This is a genomic window from Jannaschia seohaensis, assembly GCF_900116765.1.
GTDB lineage: Bacteria > Pseudomonadota > Alphaproteobacteria > Rhodobacterales > Rhodobacteraceae > Jannaschia > Jannaschia seohaensis.
In genome coordinates this window covers 72261-85563 of sequence record NZ_UETC01000002.1, presented here as the reverse complement: position 1 = coordinate 85563, position 13303 = coordinate 72261, and the positions used below count along the sequence as shown (strand labels likewise).

General features: G+C 69.4%; 15 protein-coding genes. 10 read left to right on the top strand and 5 right to left on the bottom strand.

Going from position 1 to position 13303, the window contains the following annotated elements:
- Positions 1–51 precede the first annotated feature (51 nt).
- Positions 52–1416, top strand: a complete 1365-nt coding sequence (locus DTQ71_RS05135) for a class II 3-deoxy-7-phosphoheptulonate synthase (protein WP_109563223.1) — start codon at positions 52–54, stop codon at positions 1414–1416.
- A gap of 40 nt (positions 1417–1456) precedes the next feature.
- Here DTQ71_RS05135 and DTQ71_RS05130 read toward each other — a convergent pair whose 3' ends face one another.
- Positions 1457–2134 carry a PAS domain-containing protein gene (locus DTQ71_RS05130; RefSeq protein ID WP_109563222.1) on the bottom strand — a complete coding sequence of 226 codons (678 nt, stop codon included), beginning with the start codon at positions 2132–2134 and terminating at the stop codon, positions 1457–1459.
- A gap of 171 nt (positions 2135–2305) precedes the next feature.
- Between DTQ71_RS05130 and DTQ71_RS05125 the strand changes: the two genes are divergently transcribed.
- The 3 genes from DTQ71_RS05125 to DTQ71_RS05115 are packed head-to-tail and all read left to right on the top strand — an operon-like array spanning position 2306 to position 4337.
- Positions 2306–3166 carry a YicC family protein gene (locus DTQ71_RS05125; protein WP_245947254.1) on the top strand — a complete coding sequence of 287 codons (861 nt, stop codon included), beginning with the start codon at positions 2306–2308 and terminating at the stop codon, positions 3164–3166.
- Positions 3167–3171: 5 nt separating this feature from the next.
- On the top strand, positions 3172–3822 hold the full coding sequence (gene gmk, locus DTQ71_RS05120) for a guanylate kinase (RefSeq protein ID WP_109563746.1): 651 nt from the start codon (positions 3172–3174) through the stop codon (positions 3820–3822).
- A complete protein-coding gene (locus DTQ71_RS05115) occupies positions 3819–4337 on the top strand; it encodes a gamma carbonic anhydrase family protein (RefSeq protein ID WP_109563220.1) in 519 nt (172 codons plus the stop codon). Before gmk ends, DTQ71_RS05115 begins: the two co-directional genes overlap by 4 nt.
- A gap of 52 nt (positions 4338–4389) precedes the next feature.
- On the opposite strand, the gene DTQ71_RS05110 is transcribed toward DTQ71_RS05115, so the two are convergent.
- Positions 4390–5025 carry a histidine phosphotransferase family protein gene (locus DTQ71_RS05110; protein ID WP_109563219.1) on the bottom strand — a complete coding sequence of 212 codons (636 nt, stop codon included), beginning with the start codon at positions 5023–5025 and terminating at the stop codon, positions 4390–4392.
- A 12-nt stretch (positions 5026–5037) separates the two neighbouring features.
- On the opposite strand from DTQ71_RS05110, the gene DTQ71_RS05105 reads away from it, so the two are divergent.
- The 3 genes from DTQ71_RS05105 to olsA all read left to right on the top strand — a co-directional run bounded on the left by DTQ71_RS05105 (position 5038) and on the right by olsA (position 6975).
- Positions 5038–5220 carry a DUF3553 domain-containing protein gene (locus DTQ71_RS05105; protein WP_109563218.1) on the top strand — a complete coding sequence of 61 codons (183 nt, stop codon included), beginning with the start codon at positions 5038–5040 and terminating at the stop codon, positions 5218–5220.
- 209 nt (positions 5221–5429) lie between these two features.
- Positions 5430–6122 carry a GNAT family N-acetyltransferase gene (locus DTQ71_RS05100; RefSeq protein ID WP_109563217.1) on the top strand — a complete coding sequence of 231 codons (693 nt, stop codon included), beginning with the start codon at positions 5430–5432 and terminating at the stop codon, positions 6120–6122.
- 7 nt (positions 6123–6129) lie between these two features.
- Entirely contained in the window at positions 6130–6975 is an 846-nt protein-coding gene (olsA, locus tag DTQ71_RS05095; protein WP_245947253.1) for a lyso-ornithine lipid O-acyltransferase, read from the top strand.
- 58 nt (positions 6976–7033) lie between these two features.
- Here the strand turns inward: olsA and DTQ71_RS05090 are convergent, their stop codons facing one another.
- Positions 7034–7642, bottom strand: coding sequence for a thiamine phosphate synthase (locus DTQ71_RS05090; RefSeq protein ID WP_109563744.1), 609 nt, complete (start codon positions 7640–7642; stop codon positions 7034–7036).
- Positions 7643–8075: 433 nt separating this feature from the next.
- Here DTQ71_RS05090 and DTQ71_RS05085 point away from each other — a divergent pair, with 433 nt between their 5' ends.
- The 3 genes from DTQ71_RS05085 to DTQ71_RS05075 all read left to right on the top strand — a co-directional run bounded on the left by DTQ71_RS05085 (position 8076) and on the right by DTQ71_RS05075 (position 11523).
- Entirely contained in the window at positions 8076–8813 is a 738-nt protein-coding gene (locus tag DTQ71_RS05085) for an RNA methyltransferase (protein WP_109563216.1), read from the top strand.
- Between the two features lie 111 nt (positions 8814–8924).
- On the top strand, positions 8925–10055 hold the full coding sequence (ctaA, locus tag DTQ71_RS05080) for a heme A synthase (protein WP_109563215.1): 1131 nt from the start codon (positions 8925–8927) through the stop codon (positions 10053–10055).
- Position 10056: 1 nt separating this feature from the next.
- Positions 10057–11523 carry a carboxypeptidase M32 gene (locus DTQ71_RS05075; protein ID WP_109563214.1) on the top strand — a complete coding sequence of 489 codons (1467 nt, stop codon included), beginning with the start codon at positions 10057–10059 and terminating at the stop codon, positions 11521–11523.
- A gap of 39 nt (positions 11524–11562) precedes the next feature.
- Here the strand turns inward: DTQ71_RS05075 and DTQ71_RS05070 are convergent, their stop codons facing one another.
- Both DTQ71_RS05070 and DTQ71_RS05065 read right to left on the bottom strand, forming a co-directional pair.
- A complete protein-coding gene (locus DTQ71_RS05070) occupies positions 11563–12450 on the bottom strand; it encodes a dimethyl sulfoxide reductase anchor subunit family protein (protein ID WP_109563213.1) in 888 nt (295 codons plus the stop codon).
- Positions 12450–13235 carry a 4Fe-4S dicluster domain-containing protein gene (locus DTQ71_RS05065; RefSeq protein ID WP_109563212.1) on the bottom strand — a complete coding sequence of 262 codons (786 nt, stop codon included), beginning with the start codon at positions 13233–13235 and terminating at the stop codon, positions 12450–12452. Before DTQ71_RS05065 ends, DTQ71_RS05070 begins: the two co-directional genes overlap by 1 nt.
- Positions 13236–13303 lie beyond the last annotated feature (68 nt).

The following is a 13303-nucleotide window of genomic DNA, read 5'->3' as shown; positions in this document are numbered from 1 at the left end:
CCGGCGATGGGCTAAGGCAGACGCCCGAGAGCCGGACCGGAGGGATAGAGGATGGCCTGGACGAAGAGCGACTGGAGATCGAAACCTCGGGTTCAGATGCCCGAGTATACCGATGCGGAGGCCCTGGCGGCCGTGGAAGCCCGGCTGGCCAAGTATCCCCCGCTGGTTTTCGCGGGCGAGGCCCGCACCCTGCGGGATGAACTGGCCGCCGCGGGCCGGGGCCAGGCCTTCCTGTTGCAGGGTGGCGATTGCGCCGAGAGCTTTGCCGAATTCTCCGCCGACACCATCCGAGACACGTTCAAGGTCCTGTTGCAGATGGCCATGGTGCTGACCTACGGGGCGAAAGTCCCGGTGGTGAAGGTCGGCCGCATGGCGGGCCAGTTCGCCAAGCCCCGCTCCGCCCCGACCGAGATCAAGGATGGCGTCGAGCTTCCCAGCTATCGCGGCGACATCATCAACGATCTGCCCTTCACGCCCGAGGCGCGTATCCCCGCGCCGTCCAAGATGCTGGAGGCCTATACCCAGGCCGCCGCAACGCTGAACTTGCTGCGCGCCTTCTCCAAGGGCGGCTTCGCCGACATGCACCGCGTGCATGCCTGGACGCTGGGCTTTGCCGAGGGCGAGCGGGCGGCGCAGTATCGCGATATGGCCACGCGCATTCAGGACACCCTGGATTTCATGGCCGCCGCGGGTATGACCGGCGACACCAATCATGAGATGGCGACGGTCGATTTCTACACCTCGCATGAGGCGCTGCTGCTTGAATACGAAGAGGCGCTCTGCCGCCAGGATTCGCTGACGGGCCAGTGGCTGGCGGGGTCGGGCCACATGATCTGGATCGGCGACCGCACGCGGCAGCCGGACGGCGCCCACGTGGAGTTCTGCAAGGGCGTGCTGAACCCGATCGGCCTGAAATGCGGCCCGACGATGACCTCCGACGACCTCAAGGCGCTGATCGCCGCGCTCAACCCCGACAATGAGATGGGCCGCCTGACCCTGATCGCGCGCTTCGGTGCGGGGAAGGTCCAGGAGAACCTGCCGCGGCTCATCAAGACCGTGCAGGAGATCGGCGCGAATGTCGTCTGGACCTGCGATCCGATGCACGGCAACACGATCAAGTCGGAGTCGGGCTACAAGACCCGCCCGTTCGAGCGGGTGCTGGGCGAGGTGAGAGAGTTCTTCGCCGTGCATCGCGACCACGGGACGATTCCGGGCGGCGTGCATTTCGAGATGACCGGCCAGGACGTGACCGAATGCACCGGCGGCGTGCGCGACGTGACCGATGAGGACCTGTCTGATCGCTACCACACCGCCTGCGACCCGCGTCTCAACGCCTCGCAATCGCTGGAGCTGGCCTTCCTGGTGGCCGAGGAGTTGTCGAGCCTGCGCCAGGACCGCGCCCGCGCGGCCTCCTGAGACGGAAACGGGCGCCCCGGCGGCGGGGCGCCCGATCCGCCTATTTCACCACGCGGAGATAGGGCTTGGGGCGGGGCGCAAAGCCGTCCTGTGCCTCGGCCATCTCCATCGGCAAGTCCTGCGCCCGGCGGGCCGGCCTGGCTCTGTTGCCATGAAGCGCAGGGTGTGGCTTTAACGGCCCGAGCTGCTCCCGCAGGATGGAGAAGCGGTGCGGGGGCTCGAAATCGAGCCGGTCCAGGGCGATGCAGGTCAGGGCCTTGGTCACGACGCCGGCCCGGTCGCGCAGCGGAAGGACGAGCATCCGCGCATGGGTCGCCCCGTCCATCGTATGGCTGATGAGGTCCAGCTCCAGCGTGGCCGGCAGTTCGAACACCTTCTCCACCAGGGCGGCCGCATGGCCCCGTTGGGTCAGGTCGAAGAAGGCGCGGATCGGCAGCCCCCGCACCTCCATCCCCATCAGCCCGTTCATCACGCGCCCGCCCAGGCGCACCCGCACCGTGCCGGGGCGCGTGCGGTCCAGGATCATCGAGTGGCCGAGCGTCAGAGACATCTTGCGCGGGTCCAGAGCCTCCCGCCGCGGCACGCCTCCGCCGGAGCGGAGCGAGTTCCAATAGCGCCACGCCTCCTCCAACAGCGGGGAGTGTTTTTCCATCCGGCGACCCGTCAGATCGAGTATTTCCGCAGGTCGGGTCTGGTCATGGTCGGTCGTCATCGTCATCGGGTCTGTTCCATCGCTCGTGCGGCGCCGGTCACGGACCGGACGCTCGGGTCTGTCAGCGAACTTAGCGTCGGTTTTGATCAAATGCCCCCTTTTCCTTAACCTCTGGTTAACGCTCTCTCCGGGCCAGGACGCTTGCCCGCGCTCCGCCGGGGGGCTAGGCCATGCGCGATGAAGTCGATGACGGGATACGCGGCGCGCGACGCCGAGGGCCGCCGATGGGAGATGCGCTCGGTCAATGCGCGCGGTCTGGATCTGCGTCTGCGCTTGCCGGACATGCCCGCCGGGCTGGAGCCTGCCGTCCGGGCCTCGGTCACCGGCACGGCGGCGCGGGGCAATGTCTCGGTCTCGCTGCGTCTCACTGCGACCGGCCCGTCTGGACCCGTCCTCAACGCCGAGGCGCTGGCCCGCGCGGTCGACGCCATGGCTCAGGCCGAGGCGGTCGCGCAGGCGCGGGGGCTGCCGCTTGCGCCCTCGACCGCGGCGGGCGTGCTCTCGGTGCGCGGCGTCTGGGAGGCGGGCGAGGCGGAGGCGCCGCCCCCGCTGGAGACCCTGCGCGCCGATCTCGCCGATCTCGTCGCCGCCTGGGATGCCGACCGTGCCCGCGAGGGCGCCGCCCTGCGCGAGGTGCTCTCTGCCCAGATCGACGAGATCGCCCGGCTGCGCCAGGCCGCCATAGACCTCGCGCCCGCCCGGGCCGACCACATCGCCGAGACCTTCCGCGCCGCCGCCGCCCGGCTGGAGGCGGCGCAGATCGCGGACGATCGGGTCCGGCAGGAGATCGCTGCCCTCGCCGTCAAGGCGGACATCGCCGAGGAGCTCGACCGCCTCGCCGTGCATATCGACGCCGCGCGCGCGCTCTTGGACGCCGACGGGCCGGTGGGGCGCCGTCTTGACTTCCTGACCCAGGAATTCGTGCGCGAGACCAACACGATCTGCTCCAAATCCGGCCTCTCCGAGCTGACCGCCATCGGGTTGGAGCTCAAGACCGTCATCGACCGCCTGCGCGAGCAGGTGCAGAACGTGGAGTGACCGAGTTGACGCCCACCCGCCGCGGCCTCGCCATCATCCTCTCCAGCCCCTCGGGCGCGGGCAAATCGACCATGGCCCGGCGCCTGATGACCTGGGACCCGACGCTCAGCTTTTCCGTCTCGGCGACCACCCGGCCCCCGCGTCCGGGCGAGGTGGAGGGGCGCGACTACTATTTCGTCGACCGCGAGACCTTCGGCGAATGGATCATGCAGGGCGAGATGCTCGAACACGCGGAGGTGTTCGGGAATCATTACGGCTCTCCCAAGGCTCCGGTCGAGGCGGCCTTGGCGGCCGGGCGGGACGTGATCTTCGACATCGATTGGCAGGGCACCCAGCAGCTGGCGCAATCGGCCATTCGCGGCGACATGGTCTCGATCTTCATCCTGCCGCCCTCCATCGCGGAGCTCGAACGGCGGCTGCGGTCCCGTGGCCAGGACGGCCCCGACGTAATCGCCAAGCGGATGGCCAAGTCCGAGGCGGAGATCAGCCATTGGGCCGAGTATGACTATGTCCTCGTCAATGACGACATGGACGCGACCGAGATGCGGCTGCGCACACTGTTGGAGGCGGAGCGCCTCAAGCGGGGACGCCAGCCCTGGCTGTCGGGTTTCGTGGCCGGCCTGTCGGAGGAATTCCGGGAAAGGGAGACGACATGATCTACGCCTTGGACGACATCGCCCCTGAAATCGCGGAGGGGGCCTGGATCGCCCCCGATGCCAATGTGATCGGCGCCTGCACCCTGGAGGCCGATGCGAATATCTGGTTCGGCGCCACCCTGCGCGGCGACAATGAGCGCATCACGGTCGGCCGCGGCTCCAACGTGCAGGAAGCCTGCGTGCTGCATACCGATATGGGCTTCCCGCTGACGATCGGGGCCGATTGCACCATCGGTCACAAGGCGATTCTCCACGGCTGCACGGTCGAGGACGGCGCGCTGGTCGGCATGGGCGCGACGGTGCTGAACGGCGCGGTGATCGGGGCGGGCTCCCTGATCGGCGCCGGAGCGCTGGTGACCGAGGGCAAGGTCATCCCGCCCGGCTCGCTGGTCATGGGCGCGCCGGGCAAGGTCGTGCGGGAGTTGGACGCGGCGGCGCGCGCGGGACTGCTGGACTCGGCACGCCACTATGTCGCGAAGGCGGCGCGGTTCCGGGCCGGGATGCGCGCGGTCTGACGGGGCCGCCAGCCGGTGGGGGCGGCGGTGGCGCCCGATGGGGCGCGCGCGCTCAGACCAGGAGGCTCAGATGCGTCTCGTCGGCGCTGACCGAGACCGGCCGGCGCAGCGCGCGGCAGGCGCGGGCGAGGATGCCGAACTGCACCTGCGCGCCGGTCAGATCGGCCAACACCGCTCCGCGGCCCAGCGCCTGCCACAGGGCCGGCTCGATCTTCAGCCGCTTGGCGTCGACATGGAACACCCAGGCGTTCGGATTGCGCGTGACTTCGATCTTCGCGCCCCAAGGGATCGCGGTTTCGACGCAGAGCAGGGCGAGGCAGGCGAGGCGGATCTCGGAGCGCGGCCGATCCTCCTCGTCGCGCCAGATGACCTCGGTCCGGCTCTCCCGATACATGGCCGAGATCGCGGCGCGCAGGTCGCGCTGGGGGATCACCGCGTCCCGGGCCGCCGAGCCGAAGGCCAGCCGGAAAAAGGCGATCCGGGCCAGAGCGGCGTCGAGCGACTGCCGGATCAGCGCCATCTCGTCGCCGGAGGTGGAGCCCGAAAGCTCGATCAGTTCCAAGCCGTTATGGATCGCGCCCAGAGGGCTGACCAGGTCGTGGCACAGCCGGGAGCCAAGTAGGGCGACGAGATCGGCCTCGTCCTCGGCGCGAAAGGCATTACCGTCACGCTTCAGATCGTCGCTCATCGGAGACCACTCATGTCACAGAACCTCAACCCGACATTGGAGCCCGGGATGCTGGTCCGTCATCCGGATGTGCCGGATTGGGGCACGGGACAGGTGCAATCCGTCATCGGTGCACGGATCACGGTGAATTTCGAAGAATCGGGAAAGCAGGTGATCGATGGGGCTCGCGTCCTTCTGATGCCGGTGTTCGACTAGAGCGCCGGACGGCAAAGTCGAGCCGGGCGATCCGGTCGCGCCCCCGTTCCGGAAGCGGTCAGTATCACGCTGGCTCGATCATTGCGCCCGAGGCTTTCGCACAGGGTTGGGGTTAATTGGTTAACGAAGCGTTGACGAAATCGGAACAGGGCGTCGAAAGCGGGGATTGGCCGCTTCCACCCGGTCCCAAAAGTCCTTACCTGCAGGGCATGGACAGGCCGCTGACCTTCGAGATCACGGGAGACGCGCGCGCGGCCTGCGCTCTGCGGCGGTCGGTCTTCGTGGAGGAAATGGGAATCGCGCCCGAGATCGAGGCCGATTCCTTTGACGCCACCAGCGAGCACGCGATCCTGCGCGACCCGGGCCGCCCGGAGTTGGGCGCGATCGGGACGGCCCGCCTGGCGCGGGGCACGGCCTATACCGCAAGGGAGTTCGACCTGCATCGGCTGTGCGCAGCGGAGGGGCGGGTCGTCGAACTGGGCCGCACCTGCCTGCATCCCGACTATCGTGGCGGCACGGCGGCCCTGACCCTGTTCCGCGGGATCGCCGAACAGCTGCTCCAGCGGGGCGTCGCCTATCTGGTGGGCACGGCCTCGCTTCCGGGAACGGATGCGGCGGCGCTGATGCCGGTTCTGCGCGGGCTTCGGGACGCGGCGCTCGCGCCCGAGGAGCTGCGCCCGCGCGCCCGGGGGCCGCAGGCGGTCGCCGTGACCGCCGGTGCGGGCGACCTGCGCGCGGCCCCGCCCCTCATCAAGGCCTATCTGCGCGCGGGGGCCTGGGTCGGCGAGGGCGCCTGGATCGACGCCGATTTCGGCTGCACCGATATCTGCATCCTTCTCGACATGGCGCGTCTGCGCCTGCCGGGGGCGGGACGGCGCGCGCCCTTGGGCAGCGTCGCATGACAGCCGCGTGACCTGGGACGATGCCCCTCATCCCGTCTTCCCGCCCCTCGGCCCCCTGTCCTTGCTGCGGGTCTTTGTGAAGGGCGGGGCGATGCTCTCGCTGATCTTCGGCGGTCTCGTCGTGCTGCTGCTGGTGCGCCTGGTGGAGCAACCGCTTTGCGGGGGGCGCCGTCCCGTGACGCCGCATATCACCGTCTTCGTTTGCCGCAACGCGCTGCGCCTCCTGGGCCTGCGCCGCCTGGTGCGGGGAACGCCGATGGACGGGGCGGGGGCGGTTGTCGCCAACCACGTCTCCTGGTTGGACATCTTCGCCCTCAATGCCTGCCGCCGGGTCTATTTCGTGTCGAAGTCGGAGGTGGCGGGCTGGCCGGGAATCGGCTGGCTGGCGCGGGCGACGGGCACGGTGTTCATCCGACGGGACCGGCGCGAGGCGCGGACGCAGACCGATCTCTTGCAGCAGCGGCTGGCGGTGGGGCATGAACTGCTGTTCTTCCCCGAAGGCACCAGCACGGATGGGCGGCGCGTGCTCCCGTTCAAGTCGAGCCTCTTCGCGTCCTTTCTCGCCGAGGGGACGCCTTCCGATTTGCGGGTCCAGCCGGTCACGCTGTCCTATCACGCGCCCGAGGGCGCCCCTGCTGCGTTCTATGGCTGGTGGGGCGACCAGTCGGCCGGGACGCATATGGTCGCGATGTTGGCCGCTGCCCGCCACGGCACGGTCGAGGTGATCTTTCATCCGCCGTTGGAGGTGGCCGCATTCGCGGATCGCAAGGCGCTCGCGCGGAGGGCGGAGGCGATTGTGAGGGCCGGGCTGGAAGGATCGGGCGTGCCCATGCTGGAGGCGTCCGAAGCCTGATGGGGGATGCGCCGCCGGTTGCGGCGCCGAGGCGGGGAGGGCGTCCGGCGCTTGGCCGTCAGGTCAGCGCGGCCGACAGCTCCTTCAGGCGTGCGACCGGATCGTCGGCGCCCCAGACCTCCTCGCCTAAGGCGACGAAATCGACGACCGGGGCGAGGCGCGCCAGGCCCTCGACCGTCAGCGGCCCTTCGGCGACGACGGGCAGTTCGATCATCTCGGACCACCAGGCGAAAAGCTCCAGCGGCGCGTGGCTGCCATCGCCCAGCCCCGTATCCTCGGCCGGGCCGAAGCTGACATAGTCGGCGCCCGCCTCGCCCGCGTTCATCCCGTCATGGCGCGACGTCCCGCAAAAAGCGCCGATGATCGGGTCCGGGCCCCAGTCCCGCCGCAGCTTGCCGACGAGACGCGGGTCGCTCAGATGCACGCCGTCGAGGCCGAGGCGCTGGACCAGCGCGGCGTGGTCCGTCACCACGAGCGGCACGTCGAAGCGATGCGCCACCTCGCGGCAGAGATCCGCTGCGCGCAGCACGCGGTCTTCGTCGCGAGTGGCGAGGTCGAGCCGCAGGCAGGCGATCTCATGGGCATCGAGGACGGCCGAGAGCCGGTCGGGAAACTCCGCGCCGATCTCGGGCGGAGTCACGAGGTAGAGTTGCGGCGCGTCGGTCATGGGGTCCCCCTTGGCCCCCGTGTCGTAGAGCGCGGGCAGGGGGCCTGCAAGCGGCGTCGGACGGTCGTCCGCCCGAGCCCCATCGGGCCATGCCCGTTCCGGGATCGGCGCCATCCATCCGGATGCGCATCGGGGGCGCTGGACGAACGGGACAGTCGTCCCGCTTTAGGGTGCGCCGCGAAGAGCCCCAGGCCAAGATCCGTCCCGGCTTCACCCCAGGCCGCCGTGGAGGCCGGAACCGGCTCGGTCGTGTCGCAGCATACCCACCGGGCGCACGCAGGGAAGGCTGCCGAGATGCGGTGGGGTTTGCCGGTGATCGCCGCCTCATGCCTCCGGCGCGAGTCTCCCCATCGTGTTCCCGGTTGCGCGGGTGCTGCTCCGACGGTGTGGGAAGCCGTTGCGCCCGCCCTGCGTCGCGCGTATCCGAGCCGCCATGAGCGATCCACGCCCCGCCTTCGTCCTGGTCCGCCCGCAGATGGGCGAGAATATCGGGGCCTCCGCCCGCGCCATGCTGAATTTCGGCCTGGAGCATATGCGCGTCGTCGCCCCGCGCGACGGCTGGCCCAATGAGCGCGCCGTGGCCCTGGCCTCGGGCGCCGGGCGGCTGCTGGATGGGGCGATGCTGACCGAGGACGTGCCCGCCGCGGTGGCCGATTGCACCTATGTCTTCGCCACCACGGCCCGCGACCGCGATCTGACCAAACCTGTCTACACCCCCGAGGCCGCCATGGAGGAAGCCGTGCGCCGCGGGCGGGCCGGGGAGCGGGTCGCCGTGCTCTTCGGGCCGGAGCGGGCGGGGCTGGAGAATGACGACATCGCGCGGGCTTCGGCCATCGTGCAGGTCCCGACCAACCCCGACTTCCCGTCGCTCAACCTCGCGCAATGCGTGCTTCTGATGGGCTATGAGTGGCGCCGCGTCTCGACGCGCGCGGGCGGCATGGAGATGGAGATGGCCGGGACCGACTGGGTTAACCAGGCCGAGTTGGAGGCGCTGGCCAGCCATTACGAGACGCGGCTGGAAGAGGCGGGGTTCTTCTTTCCGGAGGGCAAGGCCCCCGCGATGAAGCGCACCCTGCGCAACATGTGGTCGCGCCTGCCGCTGACCCGCGCGGATGCGCAGGTCTTTCATGGGGTGCTGCGTCAGATGGTGCGCTGGAAGGAACGCGGCTAGGCGCATAGATCGAGACCGCTGCGCGAGCGGCGAGGCTGGGGGGCCAGCCCCCCAGACCCCCCGAGGTATTTCCGGCAAGATGAGGGGGGACGGACGACGAAGGAACGCGATATGGCGAAACGGGCGATCTTCGAGGAAGTCGATCAGGCCGAGCGGCCGGCGGCCAAGGGCGGCGTGATCGATGCGGCGCGGCGCGGGTCGCGGTGGGCGGCGCGGGCCTGGCTGATCGTGCTCTTCGCCTTGGTCGTCGTGATGATCGCGGTAGGCGGGTTGACGCGGCTGACCGACTCCGGACTGTCGATCACCGAATGGCGGCCGGTCTCGGGGGCGCTGCCGCCGATGTCGGACGAGGCCTGGGAGGCGGAGTTCGAGCTCTACCGCGCGATCCCGGAATACGAGTTGCAGAACAAGGGCATGTCCCTCTCTGAGTTCAAGGTGATCTACTGGTGGGAATGGGGGCACCGGCAACTGGGCCGCGTCATCGGCCTCGTCTGGGCCCTGGGCTTCGCGTGGCTGCTGCTGTCGAAAAAGATGCCCGTGGGCTGGACCGGACGATTCGCCCTGCTGGGGGCTCTGGGCGGGCTACAGGGGGCGATCGGCTGGTGGATGGTCTCGTCGGGGCTGACGGGGACGATGTTGGACGTGGCGTCCTACCGGCTGGCCACCCATCTGGGCCTGGCCTTCGTCATCCTGTCGCTGATCGCGTGGTATGTCCTGTCGATGTCGCGCCCCGAGGCGGCGCTGTTGCAGGCGCGGCGGGACCGGGACGCGGCGCTGATGCGCTGGGGGTCGGTGCTCATTGGCTTCAGCCTGTTCCAGATCGTCTGGGGCGCGCTGGTGGCCGGGATCGACGCCGGCCTCTGGGTGCGGGACTGGCCGACGATGCATGGTGGCGTCTTCCCGGTCGGGATGTGGGAGATGGAGCCGCTCCTGCGCAATGTGATCGACAATCCCGGGACGGTGCAATGGTTCCACCGGATCTGGGGTTATCTGCTGGCCGTCGTGATCGTCGCCGCCTGGTGGCGGGCGCGGCGTTCGGCCTATCGGGCCACGCGTGCCGCGTTCCTCTGGCTGATCCCCGCGGTCTTCGTGCAGATGGTGCTGGGCATCGTCACCGTGCTGGAGGGCGTTCCGATCCAGTGGGCCATCCTGCACCAGTTCGGCGCCGTGGTGCTGATCTGCCTCGCCGTGCGCGCCCGGCACCGCGCCAAATATCCCCTGTCCCAATCCGTGAGAGCCTGAAATGCCCGCTTACGACGACCTGCTGTCCTTCCAGCGCGTGACCGAGGCCCTGGCCCAGGTCGCCGGCCGCACTGGCTGGGACCAGGAGGCGATGATGCCCCGGGGCGCGGCGCGGCAGCGCTCCGAAGAGATGGCGGCGCTGGAAGAGGTGCTCCATGCCCGTCGGACCGATCCGCGCCTGGGGGACTGGCTGGAAGAGGCGCATGCGAAGGACGATGTCGCCGACGCCAATCTGCGCGAGATGCGGCGCAGCTATGCTCGCAACCAGAAAGTCCCCGCCCGGCTGGCGGCCGAGTTGGCTCGGGTGACCTCTCTGGCCCAGGGCATATGGGCCGAGGCGCGGGAGGCCGAGGATGCGGGGGCCTTTCGGCCCGTTCTGGCCGAGGTCGTGCGGCTCCGGCGCGAAGAGGCCGCGCATCTGGCCGAAGGCGGCGATCCCTATGACGCGCTGATGCAGGATTATGAGCCAGGCGGGTCGGCGGACGCCATGGCCGAGATGTTCGGAACGATGCGCCCCCGGCTGGTGGCCCTGCGGGAGGCGGCGCTAGCCGCGCCGCCGGCCCCGAGGCTCACGGGCCATTTCCCGAAGGAGGCGCAGTTGCAACTCGCCCGCGAGATCGCGGAGCGGTTCGGCTATGACTTCGCGCGCGGGCGGCTGGACCTGGCCGTGCATCCCTTCTCCTCCGGCTCGGGGCTGGACGTGCGGATCACCACGCGGGTGGACGAGGCGGAGCCTTTCGGCTGCCTCTATTCGACGATCCACGAGGTCGGCCATGCCTGCTATGAGCAGAACGTCGCCGCCGATCACCTGCTGACGCCCATCGGCAAGGGCGTCTCCATGGGCGTGCATGAGAGCCAGTCGCGCAGCTACGAGAACCAGATCGGGCGGTCGGAGCCGTTCTGCGGATGGCTCTACGGCCGGATGCGGGATCTGTTCGGCGAGATCGGCGTCGCGTCGGAGCGGGACTTCTACCGGGCCGTCAACGCGGTGCGCTCGGGCTACATCCGCACTGAGGCCGACGAGCTTCATTACAACCTCCACGTCATGCTGCGCTTCGATCTGGAGCGGGCGTTGATGCGCGGCGAGTTGGAGGTGGACGACCTGGAGGAGGCCTGGAACGCGCGGTTCGAGGCGGATTTCGGGGTGGCGGTGGACAAGCCCTCCAACGGGTTCATGCAGGACGTGCACTGGTCCATCGGTCTGTTCGGCTATTTCCCGACCTATTCGCTGGGCAACCTCTATGCGGGCTGCCTGATGGCTGCGGCGCGGGCCGAGTTGCCGGGGCTCGACGATGCGCTGGCCCAGGGCGACCCGTCGCAGGCCACCGGCTGGATGCGTGACCGCTTGCAGGTGCATGGCGCGCTGCGTACGCCCGCCGAGACGATCCGGCATGCCACCGGCGCGGCGCCTTCGGCGGCGCCGCTGCTCGACTATCTGGACGCGAAATTCACCGATCTGGCGAAGTAGGGTAGGGCGCGGGTTTCCCCGCGCCCCCCCACGGGCCGTTCAGGCGGCGGCCTTGGCGCCATGGGCGCCATAGTAGAGGCCGACGACATGCTCGGCCTCGGCGAAGAACAGCCAGCGCTGGGTCAGCACGCCCGCCAGATGCGACAGCACGGCGATGACGGCCGTCACGTGGCTCATGGGCAGCAGGATGAGGATCAGCGGCAGCCCGACCATCAGCACCAGGGCGATGGCCCGCAGCTTGACCGCGTGCTTGCGCCCGATCTGGAAGACCATCTCGCGGGTGAGGTAGTTCTCGCCGGTATGGGGCTTTTCCCAAAGCGAGACGGCGCCGCCCAGGCCGGTCGCGGTGCGCGCCGTGGACCCGGCCTCCGCGAAGCGCCCGTCGCCCGCCACCCAATACCAGACGGTCACGCCGCCCGCGGTCAGCAGCAGCACGCCCGCCGCCGCCAGATTGGCCGAGAGCAGCGCGCCGCCGGCCAGGGCGCAGCTGAGAAACATCAGCGGCGTCACGGGCAGCTGGTTCCAGCGCGGCACGGTCTTGAGCTGGGCGTAGATCATCGACGTGGTGAACACCGTCGCGAGCGACAGGGCGGCACCTAGCCAGCCGAGCGGGGCGATCGTGGTGGCGAAGAAGACCTGGAGAAAGGCGTAGAGTCCCATCGCCAGCAGCGCGCCGATCGCCGCCCACATCTCGCGCGAGAGCCAGGAGGAGCGCCATTGGCTGTAGCTGCGCCAGGCGTTCTTGGGGTTCTGCAGGTGGAAGACGGCCGAGAGCAGGCCGCCCACGGCCAGCGCGAAGCCGATCAGGTAGAAGCCGAAGGCGACCCAGCCGGTCACGACCGGCAGGCCAAGACCGAGGAAGGCCAGCAGGCCGAAGCCCGCGCCGGAGAGCGTGGAGAAGATGATAACGGAGGGAGCGGGATGCATCAGATCTTCTCCAACGTGCGGTCGACCCAAGCCAGGAGGCCCTGCGGCTCTTCGGCGACGGGGGCGAGGAAGGGGGCGAGGATGTCCTCGTCGCCGGTCAGTTCCGGCGCCTGGATCGTGTCCTTGGGCCGCGGCGGGAGGTACTTGTTGACCGGCGCGGTGCCCTGCTCGGGCATCAGGTCCATCCCGCCGCGCTTGGCCACCAGCTTGGAGACGTCGCTCTCCGGGTCGGACAGGTCGCCGAAATGGCGCGCGCCGGCGGGGCAGGTGCGGACGCAGGCGGGCTTCCGATCCTCTTCGGGCAGATTTTCGTTATAGATCCGGTCGACGCAGAGTGTGCATTTCTTCATCACCCCCGCCTCCTCGTCGATCTCCCGCGCGCCATAGGGGCAGGCCCAGGCGCAGAGGCCGCAGCCCATGCAGGCATCCTCGTTGACCAGCACGATCCCGTCCTCGGCCCGCTTGTAGCTGGCGCCGGTGGGGCAGACCGTGACGCAGGGTGCGTCGTCGCAATGCAGGCAGGACTTGGGGAAATGGACCGTCTGGGCAAGACGCGGCGGCACATGCTCGGCCAGGGTCGGGTCCGGCTGAACCTGGAAGGCGTGGATCCGGTTGAGGAACGTCCCGGACGCCTTGCCATAGGGGTCCTGATCCGAGAGCGGCGCGCCGTAATTCTGCGTGTTCCAGCCTTTGCAGGCCGTGACGCAGGCATGGCAGCCCACGCAGGTATCCAGATCGATGACGAGGCCCAGCTTCTTCTGGACGGTGGTCGGAAGGGAGGTCATGTCGTCGGTCCTCGCTTGCGGAGAGCGCCGGGGGGCCAGCCCCCCGGACCCCCGGGAGTATTTCTGGC

What these genes read in the sequence shown, in the direction of transcription:
- DTQ71_RS05135 (WP_109563223.1), top strand. Translation starts at nt 52, where the DNA reads ATGGCCTGGACGAAGAGCGACTGGAGATCGAAACCTCGGGTTCAGATG.
- DTQ71_RS05130 (WP_109563222.1), bottom strand. Translation starts at nt 2,134, where the DNA reads ATGACGATGACGACCGACCATGACCAGACCCGACCTGCGGAAATACTC.
- DTQ71_RS05125 (WP_245947254.1), top strand. Translation starts at nt 2,306, where the DNA reads ATGAAGTCGATGACGGGATACGCGGCGCGCGACGCCGAGGGCCGCCGA.
- DTQ71_RS05115 (WP_109563220.1), top strand. Translation starts at nt 3,819, where the DNA reads ATGATCTACGCCTTGGACGACATCGCCCCTGAAATCGCGGAGGGGGCC.
- DTQ71_RS05110 (WP_109563219.1), bottom strand. Translation starts at nt 5,025, where the DNA reads ATGAGCGACGATCTGAAGCGTGACGGTAATGCCTTTCGCGCCGAGGAC.
- DTQ71_RS05105 (WP_109563218.1), top strand. Translation starts at nt 5,038, where the DNA reads ATGTCACAGAACCTCAACCCGACATTGGAGCCCGGGATGCTGGTCCGT.
- DTQ71_RS05100 (WP_109563217.1), top strand. Translation starts at nt 5,430, where the DNA reads ATGGACAGGCCGCTGACCTTCGAGATCACGGGAGACGCGCGCGCGGCC.
- DTQ71_RS05090 (WP_109563744.1), bottom strand. Translation starts at nt 7,642, where the DNA reads ATGACCGACGCGCCGCAACTCTACCTCGTGACTCCGCCCGAGATCGGC.
- DTQ71_RS05085 (WP_109563216.1), top strand. Translation starts at nt 8,076, where the DNA reads ATGAGCGATCCACGCCCCGCCTTCGTCCTGGTCCGCCCGCAGATGGGC.
- ctaA (WP_109563215.1), top strand. Translation starts at nt 8,925, where the DNA reads ATGGCGAAACGGGCGATCTTCGAGGAAGTCGATCAGGCCGAGCGGCCG.
- DTQ71_RS05075 (WP_109563214.1), top strand. Translation starts at nt 10,057, where the DNA reads ATGCCCGCTTACGACGACCTGCTGTCCTTCCAGCGCGTGACCGAGGCC.
- DTQ71_RS05070 (WP_109563213.1), bottom strand. Translation starts at nt 12,450, where the DNA reads ATGCATCCCGCTCCCTCCGTTATCATCTTCTCCACGCTCTCCGGCGCG.
- DTQ71_RS05065 (WP_109563212.1), bottom strand. Translation starts at nt 13,235, where the DNA reads ATGACCTCCCTTCCGACCACCGTCCAGAAGAAGCTGGGCCTCGTCATC.